This window comes from Clostridium sp. (genome assembly GCF_036660475.1).
In the GTDB taxonomy this organism is placed as follows: domain Bacteria; phylum Bacillota; class Clostridia; order Clostridiales; family Clostridiaceae; genus Clostridium_J.
Genome location: NZ_JAVXAO010000001.1, coordinates 1 through 21,547, shown reverse-complemented (window position 1 = coordinate 21,547; position 21,547 = coordinate 1). Strand labels below are relative to the sequence as shown.

The following is a 21,547-nucleotide window of genomic DNA, read 5'->3' as shown; positions in this document are numbered from 1 at the left end:
TACCTAGCTTATTTTATTGAGTAACTACATTATCCATAGAGTAAAAGCCTTTTGGTTTATCATAAACATATTCACAAGCTTTTAAAGCACCTACAGCAAATACGTCCCTGGAAATAGCAGAGTGTTTAATTTCTATTACTTCACCCTGTCCAGCAAATATAACTTCATGATCACCAATTATATTTCCACCACGAATAGCGTGGATTCCGATTTCTTTGTGCTCTCTTTTAGAGATACCATCTCTACCGCAAGTAAAGGTTGTATCCTCATCTATTGAGTCTTTTATAGTGTTTGCAAGAAGTAGAGCAGTTCCACTTGGAGCATCAACTTTTTGATTATGATGTTTTTCAATAATTTCTATGTCGAAATCTTTGAAAAGTGTATTACTAATAGATTTTAACATGCTATTTACTATATTTATGCCAATGGACATATTAGCAGAGAAGAACACTGGAATAGAATTTTGTAAATTTTTTATGTGAGAAATCTCATCTTCTGTATATCCAGTAGTACAGAAAACCACTGGGGTTACAGTATCTAAAACATATTTAGAAATGGAAGCTAAACTTGAAGGTCTAGAAAAATCAAGGACTACATCAATATCTTCAATTGCTTTAGTAATGCAGTCATAAACAGGGTAATTAAATGAACTAGTAGTGTTCATATCTACTCCAGCTATGATTTTAATATTAGAAGACGTTGAGGCTACACTTGAAATCATACGACCCATTTTTCCATTGCATCCAACTAATAAAACTTTTATCATATTTAGTCTCCTTTATATTAGGTTATAATTTTTCAATTCTTCTTTTAAGAATTCTAAAGTATTAGTATCCATATCGACTAATGGAAGTCTAAGGTTGCCAACTTCTTTTCCCATAAGATTTAAAGCTGTTTTTACAGGAATAGGGTTAGTTTCACAGAAACATGCGTTAGTTAATGGAATAGTTTTAAGGAATAATTCTTGGGAAGCTTTGATATCTCCATTGAAAAAGAAATCGCATATATCATGTACATCTTTAGGGATAATATTTGCAATAACTGAGATTACACCCATACCGCCGATAGCTAAAGTCGGAAGTATTTCATTATCATTTCCAGAGTAAATATCTAACTTATTTCCACAAAGTGATTTTATTTCTGCAATTTGGCTTATATTACCGCTGGCCTCTTTTACAGCTACTATATTTTTGATTTCACAAAGTTCAGCTAATGCTTTAGGAGTTATATTCATACCAGTTCTAGAAGGTACATTATAAACTACTATTGGAGTGTTAACTGCTTCAGCAATAGTCTTAAAGTGAGCAATTAAACCTTTAGGTGAAGTCTTATTGTAGTAAGGATTAATAACTAGAAGGCCATCTACACCTACAGATTCTGCATATTTACTCATTTCTACTGAAGCTAAAGTGTTATTGCTTCCAGTTCCAGCAATTACAGGTATTCTTTTATTTACTGTATCTACAGTGAATTTTATAGCTGATTTTTTTTCAGAATCGCTCATAGTAGAAGCTTCACCTGTGGTGCCACATATTATTATAGCGTCTGTACTATTTTCAATATGCCAATCAATCAGTTCTTTTAGTTTAGGAAAGTTTATTCCAGCTTCGTTAAATGGGGTTACTATAGCAACACCAGAACCTTTAAAAATACTCATATATATACACCTCTTTATACTTAATATATTTTTATTAATATGAAATTCCTGATTAAAGTATAATACCGATATAAACTATTTTAATATAACTATTTATTCAGTTATTAGATTTTCAGTTATAAAAGTTTCTACAATTTGAATTGCATTGAGAGCTGCACCTTTTCTAATATTGTCAGCAACAACCCAAAGATTAAGTCCGTTATCTAAGCTAAAATCCCGTCTAATTCTACCTATATAAACATCATCATGACCTGCGATGTCTATAGGCATAGGATATAGATTGTTTTTAACGTCATCCATTAATGTTATTCCAGGGAAATTATTAAATAGTGCAAAGATATCCTCAAGTACAAAATCTTTTTCAAGCTCAACATTGATACTTTCACTATGGCCGTGGAAAACAGGTACCCTCACAGTAGTAGCAGTTATCTTTAAGCTGGAGTTGTGAAGAATCTTTTGAGTCTCATTAATCATTTTCATTTCTTCTTTTGTATATCCGTTATCTAAGAAAACGTCTATTTGAGGAATTACATTATAAGCGATAGGATATTGAAATTTTTTTGGAGAACTATGATTCATACCATCTTTTAAATCATTATATCCTTGTACTCCAGCTCCAGATACCGCTTGATATGTGGAATATACAATTCTTTTAATACCATACTTATCAGCTAAAGGTTTTAGAGCCACAACTGCTTGAATTGTAGAGCAGTTAGGATTGGCAATAATTCCATTATGCCATCTTATATCTTCACTGTTAACTTCAGGTACAACTAAAGGTACTGAAGGATTCATTCTCCAGGCGCTACTATTATCTATTACCACTGCACCATGTTTTGAAAATATGGGAGCAAAAATTAAACTTATGTCTCCACCAGCTGAGAAAAGGGCAAAGTGAATTTTTTTGTTAATTATATTCTCTTCTTTAAGTTCTTCTACAATAATATTTCTTTCATTATAAGATAATGTGCTTCCGGCTGAACGGGCTGAAGAAAATAAATATAAATTATCTATTGGGAAATTTCTTTCAGCCAAAATGTTTATAAATTGTCGTCCGACCATTCCAGTAGCACCTACTATAGCAACGTTATATTTCAAAATACCACCTCATTTAAGTTATATATATATATTATATAACTTATGGGAATAAAGTTATATACTTTATTATTAATTAGAAAAATAAGTTGTGATTTAATTTTTATGATTCATAACCATGAAAATATATTAAAAAAATAATAAATTTGAAAAGTAAAATCATGTAAAAATAAATGAATATTTTATATTATTATTATATTTAATAGGAAAAAACATTGTTGAAAAGAAAAAAATGATGGAAAATATTTGAGCGGATTTATTAAAATGGGGTTTTAGGTAACAGAACGTGAAAATAATGTTGCAAATTAGAAAATTTTATATTTATTCAATCTTAAAATAGTTTGACAACTAATGAAAAGCTATGTTAATATTATAAAAAATGAATTTATAATATTTTCTTCATACTTTTGACGTCATATTTTACTTAAATTTACATCAGTATCATGCGGAATTATATTTAGTAATTAGCTTATTAGAAGGTGATAAAACATATGGTCTGCTGATGCAAGCGATTATGGGAGAAATTATTGTTGTAATTTTCTAAATATTTCAAACCTGCAAACTATTGAAATAAAAAAGTTGAATACACTCAATATTGAACCATTAAATGTTTTTGAAAGTGTCAAAAGGGTGAATCCTTACTAGTTTAATTAACAGTGTGGGAGGTGTTAGTAAGGGGGAGTAATCCGTAAAGTTTCAAATTAATAAGTCTGAAGACGCAAGTGCAAATGTGGCCAAGCTATTTGTAGTATATGAATATAAAGAAGATAAAGAGTGTATACGATATCATGTAATTGCAAAATTGGTAGCTGATGTACAGAGTTAAGATTTACATTTCAATTAATAAGAAGTGTGAATCATATTAGTGTCTATGCGCAAGGTAAAAAAGGTTGTCATGAGGGATGCAATAAATGGGGAATTTATTGCATGTATTTACTTAAAATGGAGGGATGATGATGTTAAAATTTACTCTAAAAAGATTTGGCTATATGTTAATGACGTTGTTCGTATCAGCATCAATAACATTCATGCTTATTCATGCTATGCCTGGAGATCCGCTAGCTGTTGCTGCGAGAAAGCTTCCAGAGCAAATTAAGGCTAACTTCTATGAAAAATATGGTTTGAACAAGCCTGTTATTGAACAATATATGTTGTTTGTCAAGAATACTGTAAAAGGTGATTTGGGAGAATCTTTAGCATTTCCAGGAAGAAGTGTTTCGGATACAATAAAAAATCATGCACCTATATCAGCAAGACTTGGAGCTCAGGCTATACTAGTTGGTGTAACGATAGGTATAACGATGGGTATAATTGCGGCGTTTAATAGAGGGAAGTGGCCAGATTATGTGGTAATGTTCGTAGCGATTATTGGTATTTCGGTGCCTAGTTTCGTTGTAGCATCATTATTGCAGTACGGATTTACGGTTCAGTTAAGATGGTTCCCTACAACGGGTTGGGGGCACTTCAAAAATACTGTGCTACCAACTGTAGCACTTAGCTTCGGATCTATTGCAACCTATGCAAGATATATGAGAGCTAACTGTCTAGATGTTATAGGACAAGATTATATTTTAACTGCTAAATCTAAGGGTGTTTCTAGTATGAGTTTAGTGTTTAAGCATGTTATAAGAAATGCAGTCTTACCATGTATTACAATTTTAGGACCTCAAATTGCGGGTATATTCACAGGATCTTTTGTTATTGAGAGTATATTTGCTATACCAGGACTTGGAGGGAACTTCGTAGGAGCCGTTACTAATAGAGATTACACCATGATAATGGGGCAAGCTATATTCGTATCAGCATTACTTATTGTAGCATTATTCTTAGTTGACATAGTATATGGATTAGTTGACCCTAGAATAAGAGTATCAGGCAAAAAGCGTTAGGAGGGGATACGTATGGCAGAATTTTCAAAGAACAAATTCGAGATTATTGGTTGTAAGGACTTAGATTCAGAGGGAATACTTAGACCTAGTATGACTTATTGGCAAGATGCTTGGAGAAGACTTAAGAAAAATAAGGTAGCTATGTTTTCTTTAATATTATTGGGTGTAATTTCGTTAATGACAATAATTGGACCAATGATAAGTAATTTTGATTACCAAATCACCAATAATGATATGGTTAATGTTAAGCCTAATGGCACTTATTGGTTTGGTACAGATACATTAGGTAGAGATTTATTCACAAGAGTATGGATAGGTGGAAGAATATCTATAATGATCGGGTTAATCGGTGCTGTTGTTGATACAGTTGTCGGTGTAATTTATGGTGGTATTGCAGGTTATATCGGTGGTATGACTGATGATATCATGATGAGAATACTTGAGATTTTAATTAGTATTCCTTACCTAGTATTAGTTATTCTTCTTAGAGTTATAATTGATAAGGGTGGACTTGTTCCGATTATCTTAGCTATGACAATCACCGGTTGGTGCGGAATGGCTAGACTTATAAGAGGTCAGTTATTACAGATTAAAGAACAGGAATATATTTTAGCGGCAAAAGCTCTTGGTGCTAACCCATCAAGAATCATTGCTAGACACTTAGTGCCAAACACACTAGGCGTAATGATTGTTTCTATTACTTTTGATATACCAGGATTTATATTTGGAGAGGCTTTCCTTAGTTATTTAGGACTAGGAGTACCTTCACCAATGACAAGTTGGGGTGCACTTGCATCAGCTGGACAACAAAACTTAATATTCTATGCTTACCAATTGATCTTCCCAGCTTTAGCTATATCGCTGACGATGTTATCATTCCAGTTATTAGGTGACGGCTTGAGAGACGCACTAGATCCAAAATTACGTCAATAGGGGGGGATTAGCAATGGAAAAGATTTTAGATGTAGAAAATTTACAGGTTTCATTTCATACCTATGCAGGTGAAGTGCAATCAGTTAGAGGAATTAATTTTCATTTAAATAAAGGTGAAACTTTAGCTATAGTTGGAGAGTCAGGATGCGGAAAAACCGTTACATCAAAAGCTATAATGAGATTACTTCCAGAGCCAATGCCAGCAGAAATTAAAAAAGATTCTAAAATAATGTTTGATGGTAAAAGTATATTAGATATGAATGAGAAGGAACTTAGAAAATTAAGAGGATCAGATATATCAATGATATTCCAAGATCCTATGACTTCATTAAATCCAACTATGACAATAGGTAAACAGATATCAGAAAGTTTAATTATTCATAGAGGGATGAGTAAATCAGAGGCAATGCAAGAGTCGATAAAGATGTTAACACTTGTTAATATTCCTAATGCTGACAAAAGAGCTCACCAATATCCACATGAGTTTTCAGGTGGTATGAGACAAAGAGCGATGATAGCTATAGCGCTTGCTTGTAATCCTAAGATATTAATAGCGGACGAGCCAACAACAGCTCTTGATGTTACTATCCAAGCTCAAATTATGGATCTTATTGGAGATCTTCAAAAGAAACTTGGAACAGCAGTTATACTTGTAACACATGATTTAGGAGTAGTTGCTGACGTTGCAGATAGAATTCAAGTAATGTACGCTGGTAAGATTATTGAGAGAGGTGATGTTGAAGAGATATTTAAAAATCCTCAACACCCATATACATGGGCATTACTTCAATCAGTTCCAAGACTAGACACTAAAAATAAGGATACATTATACTCTTTAGATGGAACACCACCTGACTTAGTAAAACCACCAGTTGGATGTCCATTTGCAGCAAGATGTGAATACTGTATGCAGATTTGTTTAGAAGAGATGCCTGAAACTATTACTTTGAATAATACTCATGAAGTAGCGTGTTGGTTAAAACATCCAATGGCACCTAAGGTAGAAATTCCTGAAGCATTAAGAAGAGGTGAATAATATGACTAAATCAAATAACAAGGAAAAAGAAGTTTTAATTGAGGTTAAAAACCTTAAAAAATATTTCCAAGTTGGATCTAATGCTACACTAAAAGCTGTAGATGATGTTAGTTTTAATATTTTCAAAGGTGAAACTTTGGGTCTAGTTGGAGAATCAGGTTGTGGTAAAACAACTTGTGGTAGAACTGTTATGGGATTATACGAAGCTACAGGTGGAGAGATAATATTTGATGGAAATGATATCAGCAAATATGGTAAAAAAGAGAAAAAAGAATTTGCTAGAAGAGCTCAAATCATATTCCAAGATCCATATGCTTCATTAAATCCAAGAATGACTGTTGGAGATATAGTTGGAGAAGGTATAGATATTCATAATATATATACTGGACAAAAAAGATTAGAGAGAATATTTGAATTGCTTCAATTAGTAGGTTTAAATAAGGAGCATGCTTCTAGATTCCCACATGAATTCTCAGGTGGTCAAAGACAGAGGATAGGAATAGCGAGAGCACTTGCTATTGAACCAGACTTTATAGTTTGTGATGAGCCTATTTCTGCACTTGATGTATCTATTCAAGCTCAAGTAGTTAACTTATTAATAAAATTACAAAATGAATTAGGATTAACTTACCTATTCATAGCTCATGATTTATCAATGGTAAAACATATTTCTGATAGAGTTGGGGTTATGTACTTAGGAAATATGGTGGAGCTTGCTACTAGTCATGACTTGTATGCTAAGCCATTACATCCGTATACTCAAGCATTATTATCAGCAATACCAGTTGCGGATTTTGAAGCTGCAAAGAAAAAAGAGAGAATACCGCTAGAAGGTGAGGTTCCAAGTCCTATCAATCCTAAACCGGGTTGTAGATTTGCTCCAAGATGCAGATATGCTAAACCAATCTGTAGTGAGCAAAATCCGGTACTGAAGGAAATTGAACCAAATCACTTTGCTGCATGTCATATATTATAATATGAAAAAATAAGAGTAGAATTTAATCTACTCTTATTTTTTTTGAATTATAGAATTAATATAGGGGTATGATAGAGATTTAAGTGGAAAAAAGTGATGATGAAGTATTTGTATAAAATAAAGTTTGTATACAAAATAATATTTATATACAAAGTAAAATTTAAAGAATATACTGAACAATGAATATGAAACGGATTACAATTTCAAATAATATTTAATGTGAGTTAATAAAAATATAAATGTTTCATAATCGACAAAATATGCGTGATGTGCTTTATAAAACAGTAAAATCAAGATATTTAAAGTGGTGAAAACATTAAAAAGACAAAAACAGTACAGTAAAAGAGTTATTTTGGGAAAAATTATATAAATAAAGATTCGAATAATTGAATAAAAATATAAAACATGTGTCTTTAGTCGGAAAAAATAATTATTGACAGTGAAGATGTATCGGTGTATTATAAATATAACTTCAAGTTATGGAGAAATGTGTAGAAATTTCTCATAACAGTTTAACGATTTGCAGAATATAGCAAAAAGGTTTGTCTTAACTATATGTATTTAGTTAAGACATATTTGAAGAAACTATAAGAATACTTTCAAGGGGGATTTACTTATGAAAAGCAAAAAAATATTAGCGTCATTATTAGCGTTATCTATGGTAGCCAGCGTTGCTTTAGTTGGATGTGGTAAGGATGAGGGGACAAATTCAAACAGTGGATCAAATGGAGAAGTTGATTCTGATCAATATTTAAATATGTTATTAGGGCAGGAGCCAAAGACTATAGATCAATCTAAATCAAGTGACTCTTACTCTTCATTAATTCTTGCAAACTCTCAAGAAGCTTTAACAAGAATTGTTCAAGATGAAAATGGAAAAGATAAAATAGAACCAGGAGTAGCTGAGAGCTGGAAAAGTTCTGAGGATGGATTAACTTGGACATTTAAGTTGAGAGATGCAAAGTGGAGTGATGGAAAAGCGGTTACTGCAGAACAGTTCGTTTATGGGATTACAAGAACTTTATCACAGGATACAGCATCACCATATGCGTTCTTGTTATATCCGATAGCTAATGCAGAAGAGTTTAACTCAGGTAAGGCAAAAGCAGAGGAATTAGGAGTTAAAGCTGTAGATGAAAAGACTGTTGAATTTAAATTAAAAGCACCATGTGCATATTTCTTAGATTTAACATACTTTAAAGTAATGCAACCACAAAGAGAAGATATAATAAAAACTCATGGTGATAAATATGGTTCAGAAGCTAATACTATGGCGTTTAATGGGCCGTTTATGATATCAGAATGGGTACATGATAATAAGGTTGAATTAGTGAAGAATCCAGAATATTGGGATGCATCTAATGTAAAACTTGAAAAAGTTACAATGAAAATAATAAAAGAATCTACAGCAGCTATGAATGAGTTATATAATGGTTCATTAGATATGGCTGGAGTAAGTAAGCCAGAATGGATACAAAAATTTGATGCAAGTGGAGAATTTGATGTTAAAAAAGGATATGATGGTTCAACTACGTATACTTTCTTTAATCAAGAGAATAAAATATTTAGCAATGATAAGATAAGAAAAGCATTTATAATTGCTGAGGATAGAGAAGGAAAGATTAAAACACTTAGAAAAGGACTTGGAGAACCGGCGTTATCATTCTGTCCTCCATCTGTTCAAGTTGGTGGGGAAGAATATAGAGCTAAGGTAAATGATTTGCCTGTAAAAGCACTTAAGGAAGAGAATCCAGATCCTAAAGCGTTGCTTCTAGAAGGTATGAAGGAGTTAGGACTTGGAGAAGATCCTTCAACTATAACAATTAAATACCTTCAATCGGGTACTGATTCTACAGCTAAAGAATATGCTGAGTTCCAACAACAAGTTTACCAAAATACTCTGGGAGTTAAGGTTGAAGTTGAATATGTTGAATGGGCTATATTCCAAACAAGAACAGATCAAATGGACTATGAAGTAGCAGCTATGGCATGGACAGGGGATTATAATGATCCTAATACGTACCTAGATATGTGGATGTCTGGTGCTGGTATTGTTCCAACAGGTTGGAACAGTGCAAAATATGATGAGCTTCTAACGAAGGCATCACAAACTACTGATCCAAATGTGAGAGCTGAGTTATTCAAGGAAGCTGAAAGAGTATTAATATATGAAGATGGTGTTGTAAGTCCGGAAGCTTGGAGATTTAAGAATACTTATGTTAAGAAATATGTTAAAAATTACACTGCTCCATTATTTGGAACAATTGATTTGAAATATACTTATACTCAAGGAAGAAAATAGTAATTATCAGAAGTTAATTAGTATATATGGGAAAAGGGTGAAACGGGTTGTTTCACTCTTTTTTTTTATGCAAATTATTATGGTTGAGGATGAATTAATTGTGAAGTGAAATATTTCCGGGGGTAGAAATCGTCGATTTTTGGGAAGATAATATAGTGAATTTGAAAAATTAATACAAGTTTCGAGTTACGGTGATGAATGATGGAGTTTTGGTGTGGTGAAGCACAAATAACTGGAATGAGTGTTATAAATTAATAGGTTTTATTTAAAAAAATGAAAAATTAAATAATGAATCATTCAAAAAACTCGCAATGTGTCTTGTAAATGTGGGGAAAAATAACGAAAAACGAAGTTGTAAAACTATAAAAGTCGAATTAGTAGAATTTTATAAATATTCAGAAAATAAGTATTGCAATACTTAAATTGTTAATATATAATGAATTTAAATCAAATAAATGTAAATTAATAATTAATTTATTAGACTATTACAATAAAGGGGGATTATTCATGAAAAGTAAAAAAATATTAGCAGCTTTATTAGCGGTATCAATGGTTTCTACCGTTGCATTAGTTGGTTGTGGTAAGAAAGAACCAGTTAAGGATCCGGCACCAGGAGAGGGTACTGCAAAGGAAGAAATGGATGCTGATCAGTATTTAAATATGTTATTAGCGTCAGAACCAAAAACTATAGACCAATCAAAATCAAGTGATGTATACTCTTCTACAATTCTTGCGCAATCTCAAGAGGCGCTTACAAGAATTACTCAAGATGAAAAAGGGAATGATAAAATTATTCCAGGTATCGCTGAGAGTTGGACTAAATCAGATGATGGTATGACTTGGACGTTTAAATTAAGAGATGCAAAATGGAGTGATGGACAGCCTATAACTGCTGAGCAATTTGTTTATGGTATTACAAGAACTTTGAACCCTGAAACAGCATCGCCATATGCATTCTTATTATATCCAATAGCTAATGCGGCAGAGTATAATGCTGGAAAAGCTAAAGCGGAAGATTTAGGAATTAAAGCTGTAGATGCAAAAACAGTTGAATTTAAAACAAAATCACCATGCGCTTTCTTCTTAGATTTAACATACTTTAAAGTAATGCAACCACAAAGAGAAGATATATTAAAACTACATGGAGATAAATATGGTTCAGAAGCGAATACAATGGTATTTAGTGGTCCTTTCAAAATTAGTGAATGGGCACATGATAGCAAAGTTGAATTTGTTAAAAATCCAGAATATTGGGATGCTAAAAATGTAAAACTTGAAAAAGTTACAATGAAAATAATAAAAGAAGCTACAGCAGCTATGAATGAGTTGTTCAATGGTTCATTAGATATGGCTGGAGTAAATAAACCAGAGTGGATACAAAAACTTGATGCTACTGGTGAATATGATGTTAAAAAAGGATTTGATGGTTCTACATCATATACATTCTTTAACCAACAAAACAAATTACTTAGCAATGCTAAAATAAGAAAAGCATTTATAATTGCTGAAGATAGAGAAGGAAAAATCAAAACACTTAGAAAAGGTTTTGGAGAGCCGGCATTATCGTTTACACCACCTAAAGTACAAATTGGTGGAGAAGACTATAGAGCTAAGGCTAATGACTTACCGGTAAAAGCGCTTATAGATGAAAATAAAGATCCAAAAGTTTTATTTATCGAAGGTATGAAGGAGTTAGGTCTTGGAGATGATCCATCAAAAATTACAATTAAATATCTTCAATCAGGAACTGATTCAACATCTAAAGAATTTGCGGAGTTCCAACAACAAGTTTATCAAACAAAACTTGGCATTAATGTAGAAATAGAATATGTTGAGTGGGCTATATTCCAAACAAGAACAGATCAAATGGATTATGAAGTAGCAGCGATGGGATGGTCAGGAGACTATAATGATCCGAACACATATCTTGATATGTGGATGTCAGGAGCTGGAATCGTACCAACAGGTTGGTCTAATAAAGAGTATGATGATCTTATAGATCAAGCATCAAAAACAGTAGATCCTGCTAAGAGAACAGAGTTCTTCAAGAAAGCAGAAAGAATTTTAATATATCAAGATGGTGTTATAAGTCCAGAAGCTTGGAGATTTAAAAACACTTATGTAAGAAAATATGTTAAAAACTACACTGCTCCATTATTTGGAACAATTGATTTGAAAAACACTTACACTTCAGGCAGAAAATAATATATAATCGATTTAAAAGAGTAAAGCCGATGGCTTTACTCTTTTTCCGTATGTATTCTAATTAAGAATGTATGATTTAGAATATAAAAATTTAGGGAAAAAAATGAATTTAAATACTTAACAAAAATTAAAAAAGTGAAAAATGTAAATTAAATTAGTAGTTGAATATGAGTATATTTATAATGCGTTAGCGTTGATTTCTATATGTGTTAATTAATGAAATGTTTAAAGTGGCTTTAACTTAATTTCGGGAAAATAAGCGATAAAAACATTATTTATGACAAGAAATTAAGAAGATAAGGAATGTGAAAAAGAGAAAATGAAATTTAATTTAAGTATAATCGCAAAAATAGTGGTGCAAAGTTGGAAAAACAATGAAAATTAATAACAAGTGGTGACATATGCGATTTGTGGTGAAATATAAATTAATAGGTCGAATAAATAAAATTTTGAAAAGATTCAGAAAATACTTATTGCAATATATAAAATGTTAATATATAATAAATTTAAATAACAGAACTACATATTTAGAATATTTTCGTGGAAAATCATGGGTTGAATGAATCTATTCCTTAAAATTGAGATGATTAAACGTGGTGCAAGGAATTTTGAGTATATGTGTAGGGTGAAGAAAAATAGGGGAATGTGTAACTGGCGGGCTCGAAAAATGTTTAATTTTGGCAGCTGCTTAGGGGATATGTTTTAAACTTCAAAGAGAATGTAAGTTTAAAACTCTTTGGGGTTTATATATAAGGGGATTGAAAAATTTCCTAATACATTTTTACAATTAAGGGGGATTAATTATGAAAAGTAAAAAAATATTGGCATCATTATTAGCAATATCTATGGTTGCATCTGTTGCATTAGTTGGTTGTGGCAAGAAGGATGATGCTAAAGAACCAGGTAAAGAAAGTGGATCAGGAACTGAATTAGATTCTGATCAATATTTAAATATGTTACTAGGGTCTGAGCCAAAGACAATAGATCAATCAAAATCAAGTGATACATATTCATCTACAATTCTTGCGCAATCTCAAGAAGCGCTTACAAGAATTACTCAAGATGAAAATGGAAATGACAAAATAGTTCCAGGTATTGCTGAGAGTTGGACTAAATCAGAAGATGGAATGACTTGGACATTTAAATTAAGAGACGCGAAGTGGAGTGATGGACAATCTATAACAGCTAAGGATTTTGTTTATGGTATTACAAGAACTTTAAATCCTGAAACTGCATCACCATATGCATTCCTTTTATATCCAATAGCTAATGCTGCTGAATATAATGGTGGAAAAGCTAAAGCTGAAGATTTAGGAATTAAAGCAATAGATGATAAAACTCTTGAATTTAAAACAGCATCACCATGTGCATTCTTCTTAGATTTAACATATTTTAAGGTAATGCAACCGCAAAGAGAAGATATAGTAAAATTACATGGGGATAAATATGGTTCTGAAGCAAATACAATGGTATTCAGTGGTCCTTTCAAAATAAACGAATGGGTACATGATAATAAAGTTGAATTTGTTAAAAATCCAGAATATTGGGATGCGAAAAATGTAAAACTTGAAAAAGTTACAATGAAAATAATAAAAGAATCAACAGCAGCTATGAATGAATTGCTTAATGGTTCATTAGATATGGCTGGAGTAAGTAAACCAGAGTGGATACAAAAATTTGATGAAACTAAAGAGTATGATGTTAAAAAGGGATATGATGGTTCAACTACATATACATTCTTTAATCAACAAAATAAATTATTCAGCAATGCGAAAATAAGAAAAGCTCTTATAATTGCAGAAGATAGAGAAGGGAAAATTAAAACTCTTAGAAAAGGTCTAGGAGAGCCGGCGTTGTCATTCTGTCCTCCAAAAGTTCAAATTGGTGGAGAAGAATATAGAACTAAGGCTAATGATTTACCTGTAAAAGCTCTTATGGATGAAAATAAAGATCCTAAAGCTTTATTTATAGAAGGTATGAAGGAATTAGGACTTGGAGATGATCCATCAACTATAACAATTAAATACCTTCAATCAGGAACTGATTCAACAGCTAAAGAATATGCTGAGTTCCAACAACAAGTTTACCAAAACAAACTTGGAGTTAAAGTTGAGGTTGAATATGTTGAGTGGGCTATATTCCAAACAAGAACAGATCAAATGGATTATGAAGTAGCTGGAATGGCGTGGACAGGAGATTACAATGATCCTAACACATACCTTGATATGTGGATGTCAGGTGCTGGAATTGTACCAACAGGTTGGTCAAATAAAGAGTATGATGATCTTTTAACTCAGGCATCAAAAACAGTAGATCCTGCTACAAGAACTGAATTATTCAAAAAGGCAGAAAGAATTTTATTATATGAAGATGCTGTTGTGAGTCCAGAGGCATGGAGATTTAAAAACACATATGTAAGAAAGTATGTTAAAAATTACACTGCTCCATTATTTGGAACAATTGATTTGAAAAATACTTATACTTCAGGAAGAAAATAATATAGATAAAATAGGGTAGGCTAATTGGCTTTACCCTATTTTTTTATTTGCAAATTTCGCTATAAAAAAACAATAAAGCTTATAGCGGTTAAGAAAAATTAAAAGCGTGCGATATGTGTAATTCAAAATGCAATTAAATTTAAAATGAATAACAAAAACATGTGGAAAAATTTAAAAAAAGGTTGAAAAGATTGTAGAAAGTGACAAGAAATGCGATTGGTGGTGAATGATAAACCAATAGGTCGAATTTACTAAATTTTATAAAGATTCAGAAAATAAGTATTGCAATACTTATTTTGTTAATATATAATGAATTTAAATCAAATGAATACATATTTAGAAGTTTATATATAAATATACTATTTAAAGTGAAAAAAATACTTTAAATGTAATTAGGGAAATGTATATATGAAATTACATTTGTGTTAAACCATGGCGATTATAGAGAAATAAAGAATATAAACTCGAAATTTAATTTTATATTTTAGATTGTTTTTGGAATACGTTTTTAAATTCTAAAGAGTTAATTTAAATAACGGCTTTGGGATTTAGATATAAAGAAGCTTGAAGCTTCAAAATACACTTTTACAATTAAGGGGGATTAATTATGAAAAGTAAAAAAATATTAGCATCATTATTAGCTATATCAATGGTTGCATCTGTTGCACTAGTTGGTTGCGGAAAGAAAGAAGATGCAAAAACTCCAGGAACAGGGGATAATACTTCTAAGGAAGAAATGGATGCTGACCAGTATTTAAATATGCTATTAGGGTCTGAGCCAAAGACAATAGATCAATCAAAATCAAGTGATTCATATTCGTCTACAATTCTTGCTCAATCTCAAGAGGCGCTTACAAGAATTACTCAAGATGAGGCGGGAAAAGATAAAATTGTTCCAGGTATTGCTGAAAGTTGGACTAAGTCAGAGGATGGAAAGACTTGGACATTTAAACTAAGAGATGCAAAATGGAGTGATGGACAGCCTATAACTGCTGAAAACTTTGTTTACGGCATTACAAGAACTTTAAGCCCGGAAACAGCATCACCATATGCATTCTTATTATATCCAATAGCTAATGCAGCTGAATTTAATGCTGGAAAAGCTAAAGCGGAAGATTTAGGTGTTAAAGCTGTAGATGCAAAAACAGTTGAATTTAAAACATCATCACCATGTGCATTCTTCTTGGATTTAACATATTTTAAAGTAATGCAACCACAAAGAGAAGATATAATAAAATTACATGGAGATAAATATGGTTCTGAAGCAAATACAATGGTATTTAGTGGTCCTTTCAAAATTAGCGAATGGGCACATGATAGCAAAGTTGAATTTGTTAAAAATCCAGAATATTGGGATGCTAAAAATGTAAAACTTGAAAAAGTTACAATGAAAATAATAAAAGAAGCTACAGCAGCTATGAATGAGTTGTTCAATGGTTCATTAGATATGGCTGGAGTAAATAAACCAGAGTGGATACAAAAACTTGATGCTACTGGTGAATATGATGTTAAAAAAGGATTTGATGGTTCTACATCATATACATTCTTTAACCAACAAAACAAATTACTTAGCAATGCTAAAATAAGAAAAGCATTTATAATTGCTGAAGATAGAGAAGGAAAAATCAAAACTCTTAGAAAAGGTTTCGGAGAGCCTGCATTATCTTTCTGTCCTCCAAAAGTACAAATTGGTGGAGAAGATTATAGAACTAAGGCTAATGATCTACCAGTAAAAGCACTTATGGATGAAAATAAAGATCCAAAAGCTTTATTTATCGAAGGTATGAAGGAACTAGGACTTGGAGATGATCCATCAAAAATCACAGTTAAATATCTTCAATCAGGAACTGACTCAACATCTAAGGAATTCGCTGAGTTCCAACAACAAGTTTATCAAACAAAACTTGGTATCAATGTAGAAATAGAGTATGTTGAGTGGGCTATATTCCAAACAAGAACAGATCAATTGGATTATGAAATAGCAGCAATGGCATGGACAGGAGATTATAATGATCCGAACACATACCTTGATATGTGGATGTCAGGAGCTGGAATTGTACCAACAGGTTGGTCTAATAAAGAGTATGATGATCTTTTAACTCAAGCATCACAAACAGTAGATCCTGCTACAAGAACTGAATTGTTCAAAAAAGCAGAGAGAGTTTTAATATATCAAGATGGTGTTGTAAGTCCAGAGGCATGGAGATTTAAAAACACTTATGTAAGAAAATATGTTAAAAACTACACTGCTCCATTATTTGGAACAATTGAGTTGAAAAACACTTATATATCAGGAAGAAAATAAAATATAATTAAGGCCCCTTGAAGTGGTTTTACCTTGGTAAACTACTTCAAGGGGTATTTTTATTAATGAATTATGAGTATTTAAAGTTAATGTTCGGATTGCAACACTTAAGGTGTAGAGGGGTTAGATTCATTAATGTAAAAAATGTGTATAAAAAGGGAATTGATAAAAGGAAAAATAAGAAATAAAAATACGGTGATTACATATTGGGTGTAAATATAATATGTAATCATCGTAAAATTAAACTGTATTATTATCTACCTTGTGTGTAGGTGTATTTTAAATCTACTGATCCGAAGGTAGGGGCCATATAGTTCTTAACGTAGTTATGAACGTAGGTGTTTTTAAATCCCCATGCAGTAGGACTTACAACAGCATCATCGTAAATAAAAATCTTTTCAGCTTCTTTAAATAATTCTTTTCGTTTGTTTTGATCCACAGTTTTTCCGGCTTGTTCAACGATATCGTCAAACTTGGTATTTTTCCAACCTGTCTTTACAACAGGTGCGGTAGACATAAACATATCAAAATATGTCATAGGATCATTGTAATCTGCGGTAACAGACATGCTAGCTAACTCATAATCCATATCATCGGTTCTTTGTAGGAATATTGCCCACTCAGTAAAGTCTATGGCCATATTTATACCTAATGATTTGTTATATGTCTGCTGAGTAAACTCTGCCATTTCTTTAGCACGAGCGCTAGTTCCAGATTGCAAAATAGTGATGGTATGTTTTGATGGATCAGGATCTAGTCCTTCTTCCTTTAGGCCTTCTATAAGTAAAGCTTTAGGATCAGGATTTTCTTTTATTAGTTGCTCCACAGGAGTATAATTTGTTGATTTCCTAAATTCTTCTGTACCTATGTTAACTGCTGGTGGTACCCATGCATAACATGGCTCAGCTAGATCTCTATATAGTGAAGATACTGAACCAGCTCTATCGTCTGCTACAGCAAAAGCTTTTCTGATTTTAGCGTTCTTAAAGTATTTGTTCTCTTGGTTAAAAAAACTATAATTTATTGATGTGCTATAGCCTTTTTTAACAGAAAATTCACCAGTAGCATCAAGTTTAGTTATCCACTCTTTAGAACTTACACCTGCTAAATCTAAGGAACCGTTAAATAGTTCATTCATTCTTGCAGATTCTTCTTTAATTACCTTCATTGTAGCTTTTTCAAGTTTTACACTTTTAACATCCCAATATTCTGGGTTTTTAGCGAGTTCTATCTTATTGTCATGAGTCCAATCTGTTATTTTGTAAGGTCCATTATACGCCATTGTATTTGATTCTGAGCCGTATTTATCGCCATGTTTGGTTATTAAATCGCTTCTTTGTGGCTCCATGATTTTAAAATATGTCATGTTAAGAAAATAAGCGCAAGGTGATTCTAAAGTAATAACTAAGGTGTTTTTATCAGTAGCTTTAATGCCTAGTTCTTCAGCTTTTGCTTTCCCAGAGTTAAAGTTTTTGCCATTCTTTATAGGGAATAATAGGTACCCCATAGGTGAAGCGGTATTTGGATCTAAAGTTCTTGTGATACCATAAACGAACTGCTCGGCAGTTATAGGCTCGCCATCACTCCACTTTGCATCTCTTAACTTGAAGGTCCAAGTTAGTCCATCATCTGATTGTTTCCAACTTTCAGCTATACCGGGTTTAACAATGTCATTTCCATTCTCATCACTTTCAAGTCTGGTTAATGCTTCCATAGTATTAACATGAATTCCAGCGGAATAAATGTCGTAGGATTTAGATGGATCTAAAGTTTGAGGCTCTGCACCGAGAAGTACATTTAAGTATTGGTCTGCATCGGCTTTATCTGTTGGTTTGTCATTGCCTGATTGTTCTTTATTGCAGCCTGAAAGTATTATAGAGGATGCTAAAGTCATAGAAAACATGTAGGCTAATAATTTTTTAGATTTCATAAAAGTTCCCCCTTTTTTTATAATATCATAATTCTGAATTATATAACGATAAGCTGTGTTTCACAGCAATGAAATGTATACATAATACATCATTATAAAATAATATAATATTTAGAATTTATTAACAGTATACACTGAACGGTTCACTCATGCAATACATTAAAGTGAAAAAATGTTTAGAATATTTAGAAAAAAAGTCATTTTGATGAAAAAAAATAGTTTGCTAATACATATATTAAAAAAAGCACAAAGATTTTGCGCGTAAAATAGTTATTTTATATTTCATTATTATGAATTTGTAAAATAAAGGCGAATTAAAAAAATATGTAACAAATTGTGATTAATTTCATAATGTATATAAATAATTGTTAAAGTTATGATAACAGTGAATAAAAAAACATCTACGGTGGAAAATATAATTAATGCATATAAAATATATTTGGTTTTGGTGAGGTGGAAATTTATGAGTAAAACTCCGTTAAAAAAAGTAATAAAATCTAAATTAAAAGCAAATAAAGAATTGACCCCACAAGAAACTTTGAGAGAACAGATGAAGTATGATATAGTTGAAGAGTTAGGACTAGGAGACAAAGTTAATGCTTTGGGATGGAGTAGTCTGACTGCAGAAGAAACAGGTAGAATTGGTGGGATGATGACAAAGAGAAAAAAAGGACTTAAAGCCACTGAAAATGATAGTTTTTTTTAATAGTTAATGATGTTTTTTCAATAGTTATAGAAAATAAATAAATGTATCACGTGCATAAAGGAGTTATACATTTAGAGGTGTAGAGGATGTATGGATAGAAATAATATTTCTTAGACAAAAGAAAAAAAGTAGGGTAAAATGATATAGGTAATTATATAGAGAAGTTGGTGAACCTATGGAATGTTATAATGATTTTGCTAGCATCTATGATGAACTTATTAATGAAGACATAGATTATAGAAGTTGGGCAGATAGAATAATTGAGATTTGTAAAGAGGATAAGATTATAAAAAGAGATTATTTGGATTTAGCTTGTGGAACTGGTAATCTTACAGTTCTAATAGGCAAAGAATTTATATTTACGACTGCGGTGGATTTATCGGAAGAAATGTTATCTATAGCGGATGAAAAATTAAAAGAAGAAAATATTAAGGTGAAGGTTTCTTGCCAGGATATATGTAACCTTAGTCTAAATAAACAGTTTGATTTAATAACTTGTGCACTAGATTCAACAAATTATATAACGGATGATTTGAAATTAAAACAATATTTTATGTCTGTAAATAAACATCTTAAAGAAAATGGTGTTTTTATTTTTGATATAAATACAGAATATAAAATTAAAAGTATATTAGGGAATAACACTTTTAATTATGATAATGAAGATGTGGTTTATGTTTGGGAAAATCAATTAGAAGACGATATAGTAAATATGTATTTGATTTTCTTTGTGAAAAACGGACAAGTGTACTATAGATTTGATGAACACCATAGAGAAAAAGCTTATAGTGAAGCATTTTTAGAAACGGTAATGAAATCGTCGGGTCTTATTGTAGAAAAGAAACTTAATTGTTATGGGGATGAAGATATAAATCAAAGTACAGAAAGAATAACATATGTAGTACGTAAGGAAAGGGGATTAGAGTAATGACAGATAAATTGATTAGAGCTACGGCTAAAGATGGACAAATAAGAGTGATAGCAGCAATCACTACAGAGATGGTAGGGGAGGCTGTAAAAACACATAATTGTATGCCTACAGCTTCAGCGGCTTTGGGGAGAATGCTAACTGGTGGAGTTTTAATGGGGGCTATGCTAAAAAATGAAAAAGATAGTTTAACTCTTCAAATAGATGGCGGTGGAGAAGCTAAGGGTATAGTGGTTACAGCTCACTCGGATGGAACTGTAAAAGGATACATAGGGAATTCACAGGTTGATGTTGAGTTAAATGAAAAAGGTAAGTTGGATGTAGGTGGAGCTATAGGACAATCGGGGTATTTAAAAGTTATAAAAGATATGGGGATGAAGGAACCTTACGCAGGACAAGTACCCATATATACTGGAGAAATTGGCGATGATATAGCATATTATTTTACGGTTTCAGAGCAAACTCCATCTGCGGTTGCATTAGGGGTATTGGTTGATACTGATTTATCGGTTAAAGCAGCAGGGGGATTTATTATACAGATGATGCCAGGTGCATCTGAGTTCTTGGCTGATATAATAACTTATAGATTAGAAGAAATTCCACCAATAACATCTTTAATAGAAAAAGGTATGACAATAGAACAAATATTAGAATTTATATTTGAAGATATGGATTTAAAAACTTATGATTCTTTAGTTCCAGAGTATAAGTGTGATTGCTCAAGAGATAGAGTTGATAGAGTTCTTATGAGTATTGGGAAAAAAGACCTACAAGAAATTTATGATGAAGGAAAAACTGAAGAAATTTCCTGTCATTTCTGTAATAAATCTTATGAATTTAAAACTGAGGACATAAAGATGTTAATAGATGAAATCGAAGGAAAATAAATTAGAATAAAAGTTAAAAAACAATATTGACATTATTATGAGAATTCTATATAATAATCTTTGTAAGGATTTATATTTGAAATTTCATTTATAAGTTTCTTACAATAGATTATTTTATATTATGGTAACATAAATATGAAGTTTAGGTCGCATAGCTCAGCTGGGAGAGCATCTGCCTTACAAGCAGAGGGTCACAGGTT

Annotated in this window: 15 protein-coding genes; 11 read left to right on the top strand and 4 right to left on the bottom strand. The window is 31.8% G+C overall.

Features of this window, described 5'->3' with window-relative positions; genetic code table 11:
* Positions 1–13 precede the first annotated feature (13 nt).
* The 3 genes from dapB to RSA29_RS00065 all read right to left on the bottom strand — a co-directional run bounded on the left by dapB (position 14) and on the right by RSA29_RS00065 (position 2,755).
* The gene (dapB, locus tag RSA29_RS00075; RefSeq protein ID WP_346941933.1) at positions 14–766 is read right to left on the bottom strand and encodes a 4-hydroxy-tetrahydrodipicolinate reductase; all 753 of its coding nucleotides are present in this window, start codon (positions 764–766) and stop codon (positions 14–16) included.
* A gap of 12 nt (positions 767–778) precedes the next feature.
* Positions 779–1,657, bottom strand: a complete 879-nt coding sequence (dapA, locus tag RSA29_RS00070; protein ID WP_346941934.1) for a 4-hydroxy-tetrahydrodipicolinate synthase — start codon at positions 1,655–1,657, stop codon at positions 779–781.
* 93 nt (positions 1,658–1,750) lie between these two features.
* Positions 1,751–2,755: an aspartate-semialdehyde dehydrogenase gene (locus tag RSA29_RS00065; protein ID WP_346941935.1), complete on the bottom strand. Its 1,005-nt coding sequence runs from the start codon at positions 2,753–2,755 to the stop codon at positions 1,751–1,753.
* 953 nt (positions 2,756–3,708) lie between these two features.
* Here RSA29_RS00065 and RSA29_RS00060 point away from each other — a divergent pair.
* The 8 genes from RSA29_RS00060 (at position 3,709) to RSA29_RS00025 (ending at position 16,896) form a co-directional block, all read left to right on the top strand.
* On the top strand, positions 3,709–4,641 hold the full coding sequence (locus RSA29_RS00060; protein ID WP_346941936.1) for an ABC transporter permease: 933 nt from the start codon (positions 3,709–3,711) through the stop codon (positions 4,639–4,641).
* Positions 4,642–4,653: 12 nt separating this feature from the next.
* Complete coding sequence (locus tag RSA29_RS00055; protein ID WP_346941937.1) at positions 4,654–5,574, top strand: ABC transporter permease; 921 nt, start codon at positions 4,654–4,656, stop codon at positions 5,572–5,574.
* Positions 5,575–5,587: 13 nt separating this feature from the next.
* The gene (locus tag RSA29_RS00050) at positions 5,588–6,610 is read left to right on the top strand and encodes an ABC transporter ATP-binding protein (protein WP_346941938.1); all 1,023 of its coding nucleotides are present in this window, start codon (positions 5,588–5,590) and stop codon (positions 6,608–6,610) included.
* A 1-nt stretch (position 6,611) separates the two neighbouring features.
* A complete protein-coding gene (locus tag RSA29_RS00045) occupies positions 6,612–7,586 on the top strand; it encodes an oligopeptide/dipeptide ABC transporter ATP-binding protein (protein WP_346941939.1) in 975 nt (324 codons plus the stop codon).
* 616 nt (positions 7,587–8,202) lie between these two features.
* Positions 8,203–9,888, top strand: a complete 1,686-nt coding sequence (locus RSA29_RS00040) for a peptide ABC transporter substrate-binding protein (protein ID WP_346941940.1) — start codon at positions 8,203–8,205, stop codon at positions 9,886–9,888.
* A 507-nt stretch (positions 9,889–10,395) separates the two neighbouring features.
* Entirely contained in the window at positions 10,396–12,093 is a 1,698-nt protein-coding gene (locus RSA29_RS00035) for a peptide ABC transporter substrate-binding protein (RefSeq protein WP_346941941.1), read from the top strand.
* An 803-nt stretch (positions 12,094–12,896) separates the two neighbouring features.
* Positions 12,897–14,591, top strand: a complete 1,695-nt coding sequence (locus RSA29_RS00030) for a peptide ABC transporter substrate-binding protein (protein ID WP_346941942.1) — start codon at positions 12,897–12,899, stop codon at positions 14,589–14,591.
* 607 nt (positions 14,592–15,198) lie between these two features.
* Entirely contained in the window at positions 15,199–16,896 is a 1,698-nt protein-coding gene (locus RSA29_RS00025) for a peptide ABC transporter substrate-binding protein (protein ID WP_346941943.1), read from the top strand.
* A gap of 253 nt (positions 16,897–17,149) precedes the next feature.
* Here the strand turns inward: RSA29_RS00025 and RSA29_RS00020 are convergent, their stop codons facing one another.
* Positions 17,150–18,826 carry a peptide ABC transporter substrate-binding protein gene (locus RSA29_RS00020; RefSeq protein WP_346941944.1) on the bottom strand — a complete coding sequence of 559 codons (1,677 nt, stop codon included), beginning with the start codon at positions 18,824–18,826 and terminating at the stop codon, positions 17,150–17,152.
* Between the two features lie 463 nt (positions 18,827–19,289).
* Here RSA29_RS00020 and RSA29_RS00015 point away from each other — a divergent pair, with 463 nt between their 5' ends.
* The 3 genes from RSA29_RS00015 (at position 19,290) to hslO (ending at position 21,347) form a co-directional block, all read left to right on the top strand.
* Entirely contained in the window at positions 19,290–19,532 is a 243-nt protein-coding gene (locus RSA29_RS00015; protein ID WP_346941945.1) for a small, acid-soluble spore protein, alpha/beta type, read from the top strand.
* 175 nt (positions 19,533–19,707) lie between these two features.
* Positions 19,708–20,460, top strand: a complete 753-nt coding sequence (locus tag RSA29_RS00010) for a class I SAM-dependent methyltransferase (protein WP_346941946.1) — start codon at positions 19,708–19,710, stop codon at positions 20,458–20,460.
* Positions 20,460–21,347: an Hsp33 family molecular chaperone HslO gene (hslO, locus tag RSA29_RS00005; protein ID WP_346941947.1), complete on the top strand. Its 888-nt coding sequence runs from the start codon at positions 20,460–20,462 to the stop codon at positions 21,345–21,347. Before RSA29_RS00010 ends, hslO begins: the two co-directional genes overlap by 1 nt.
* Positions 21,348–21,547: the final 200 nt, after the last annotated feature.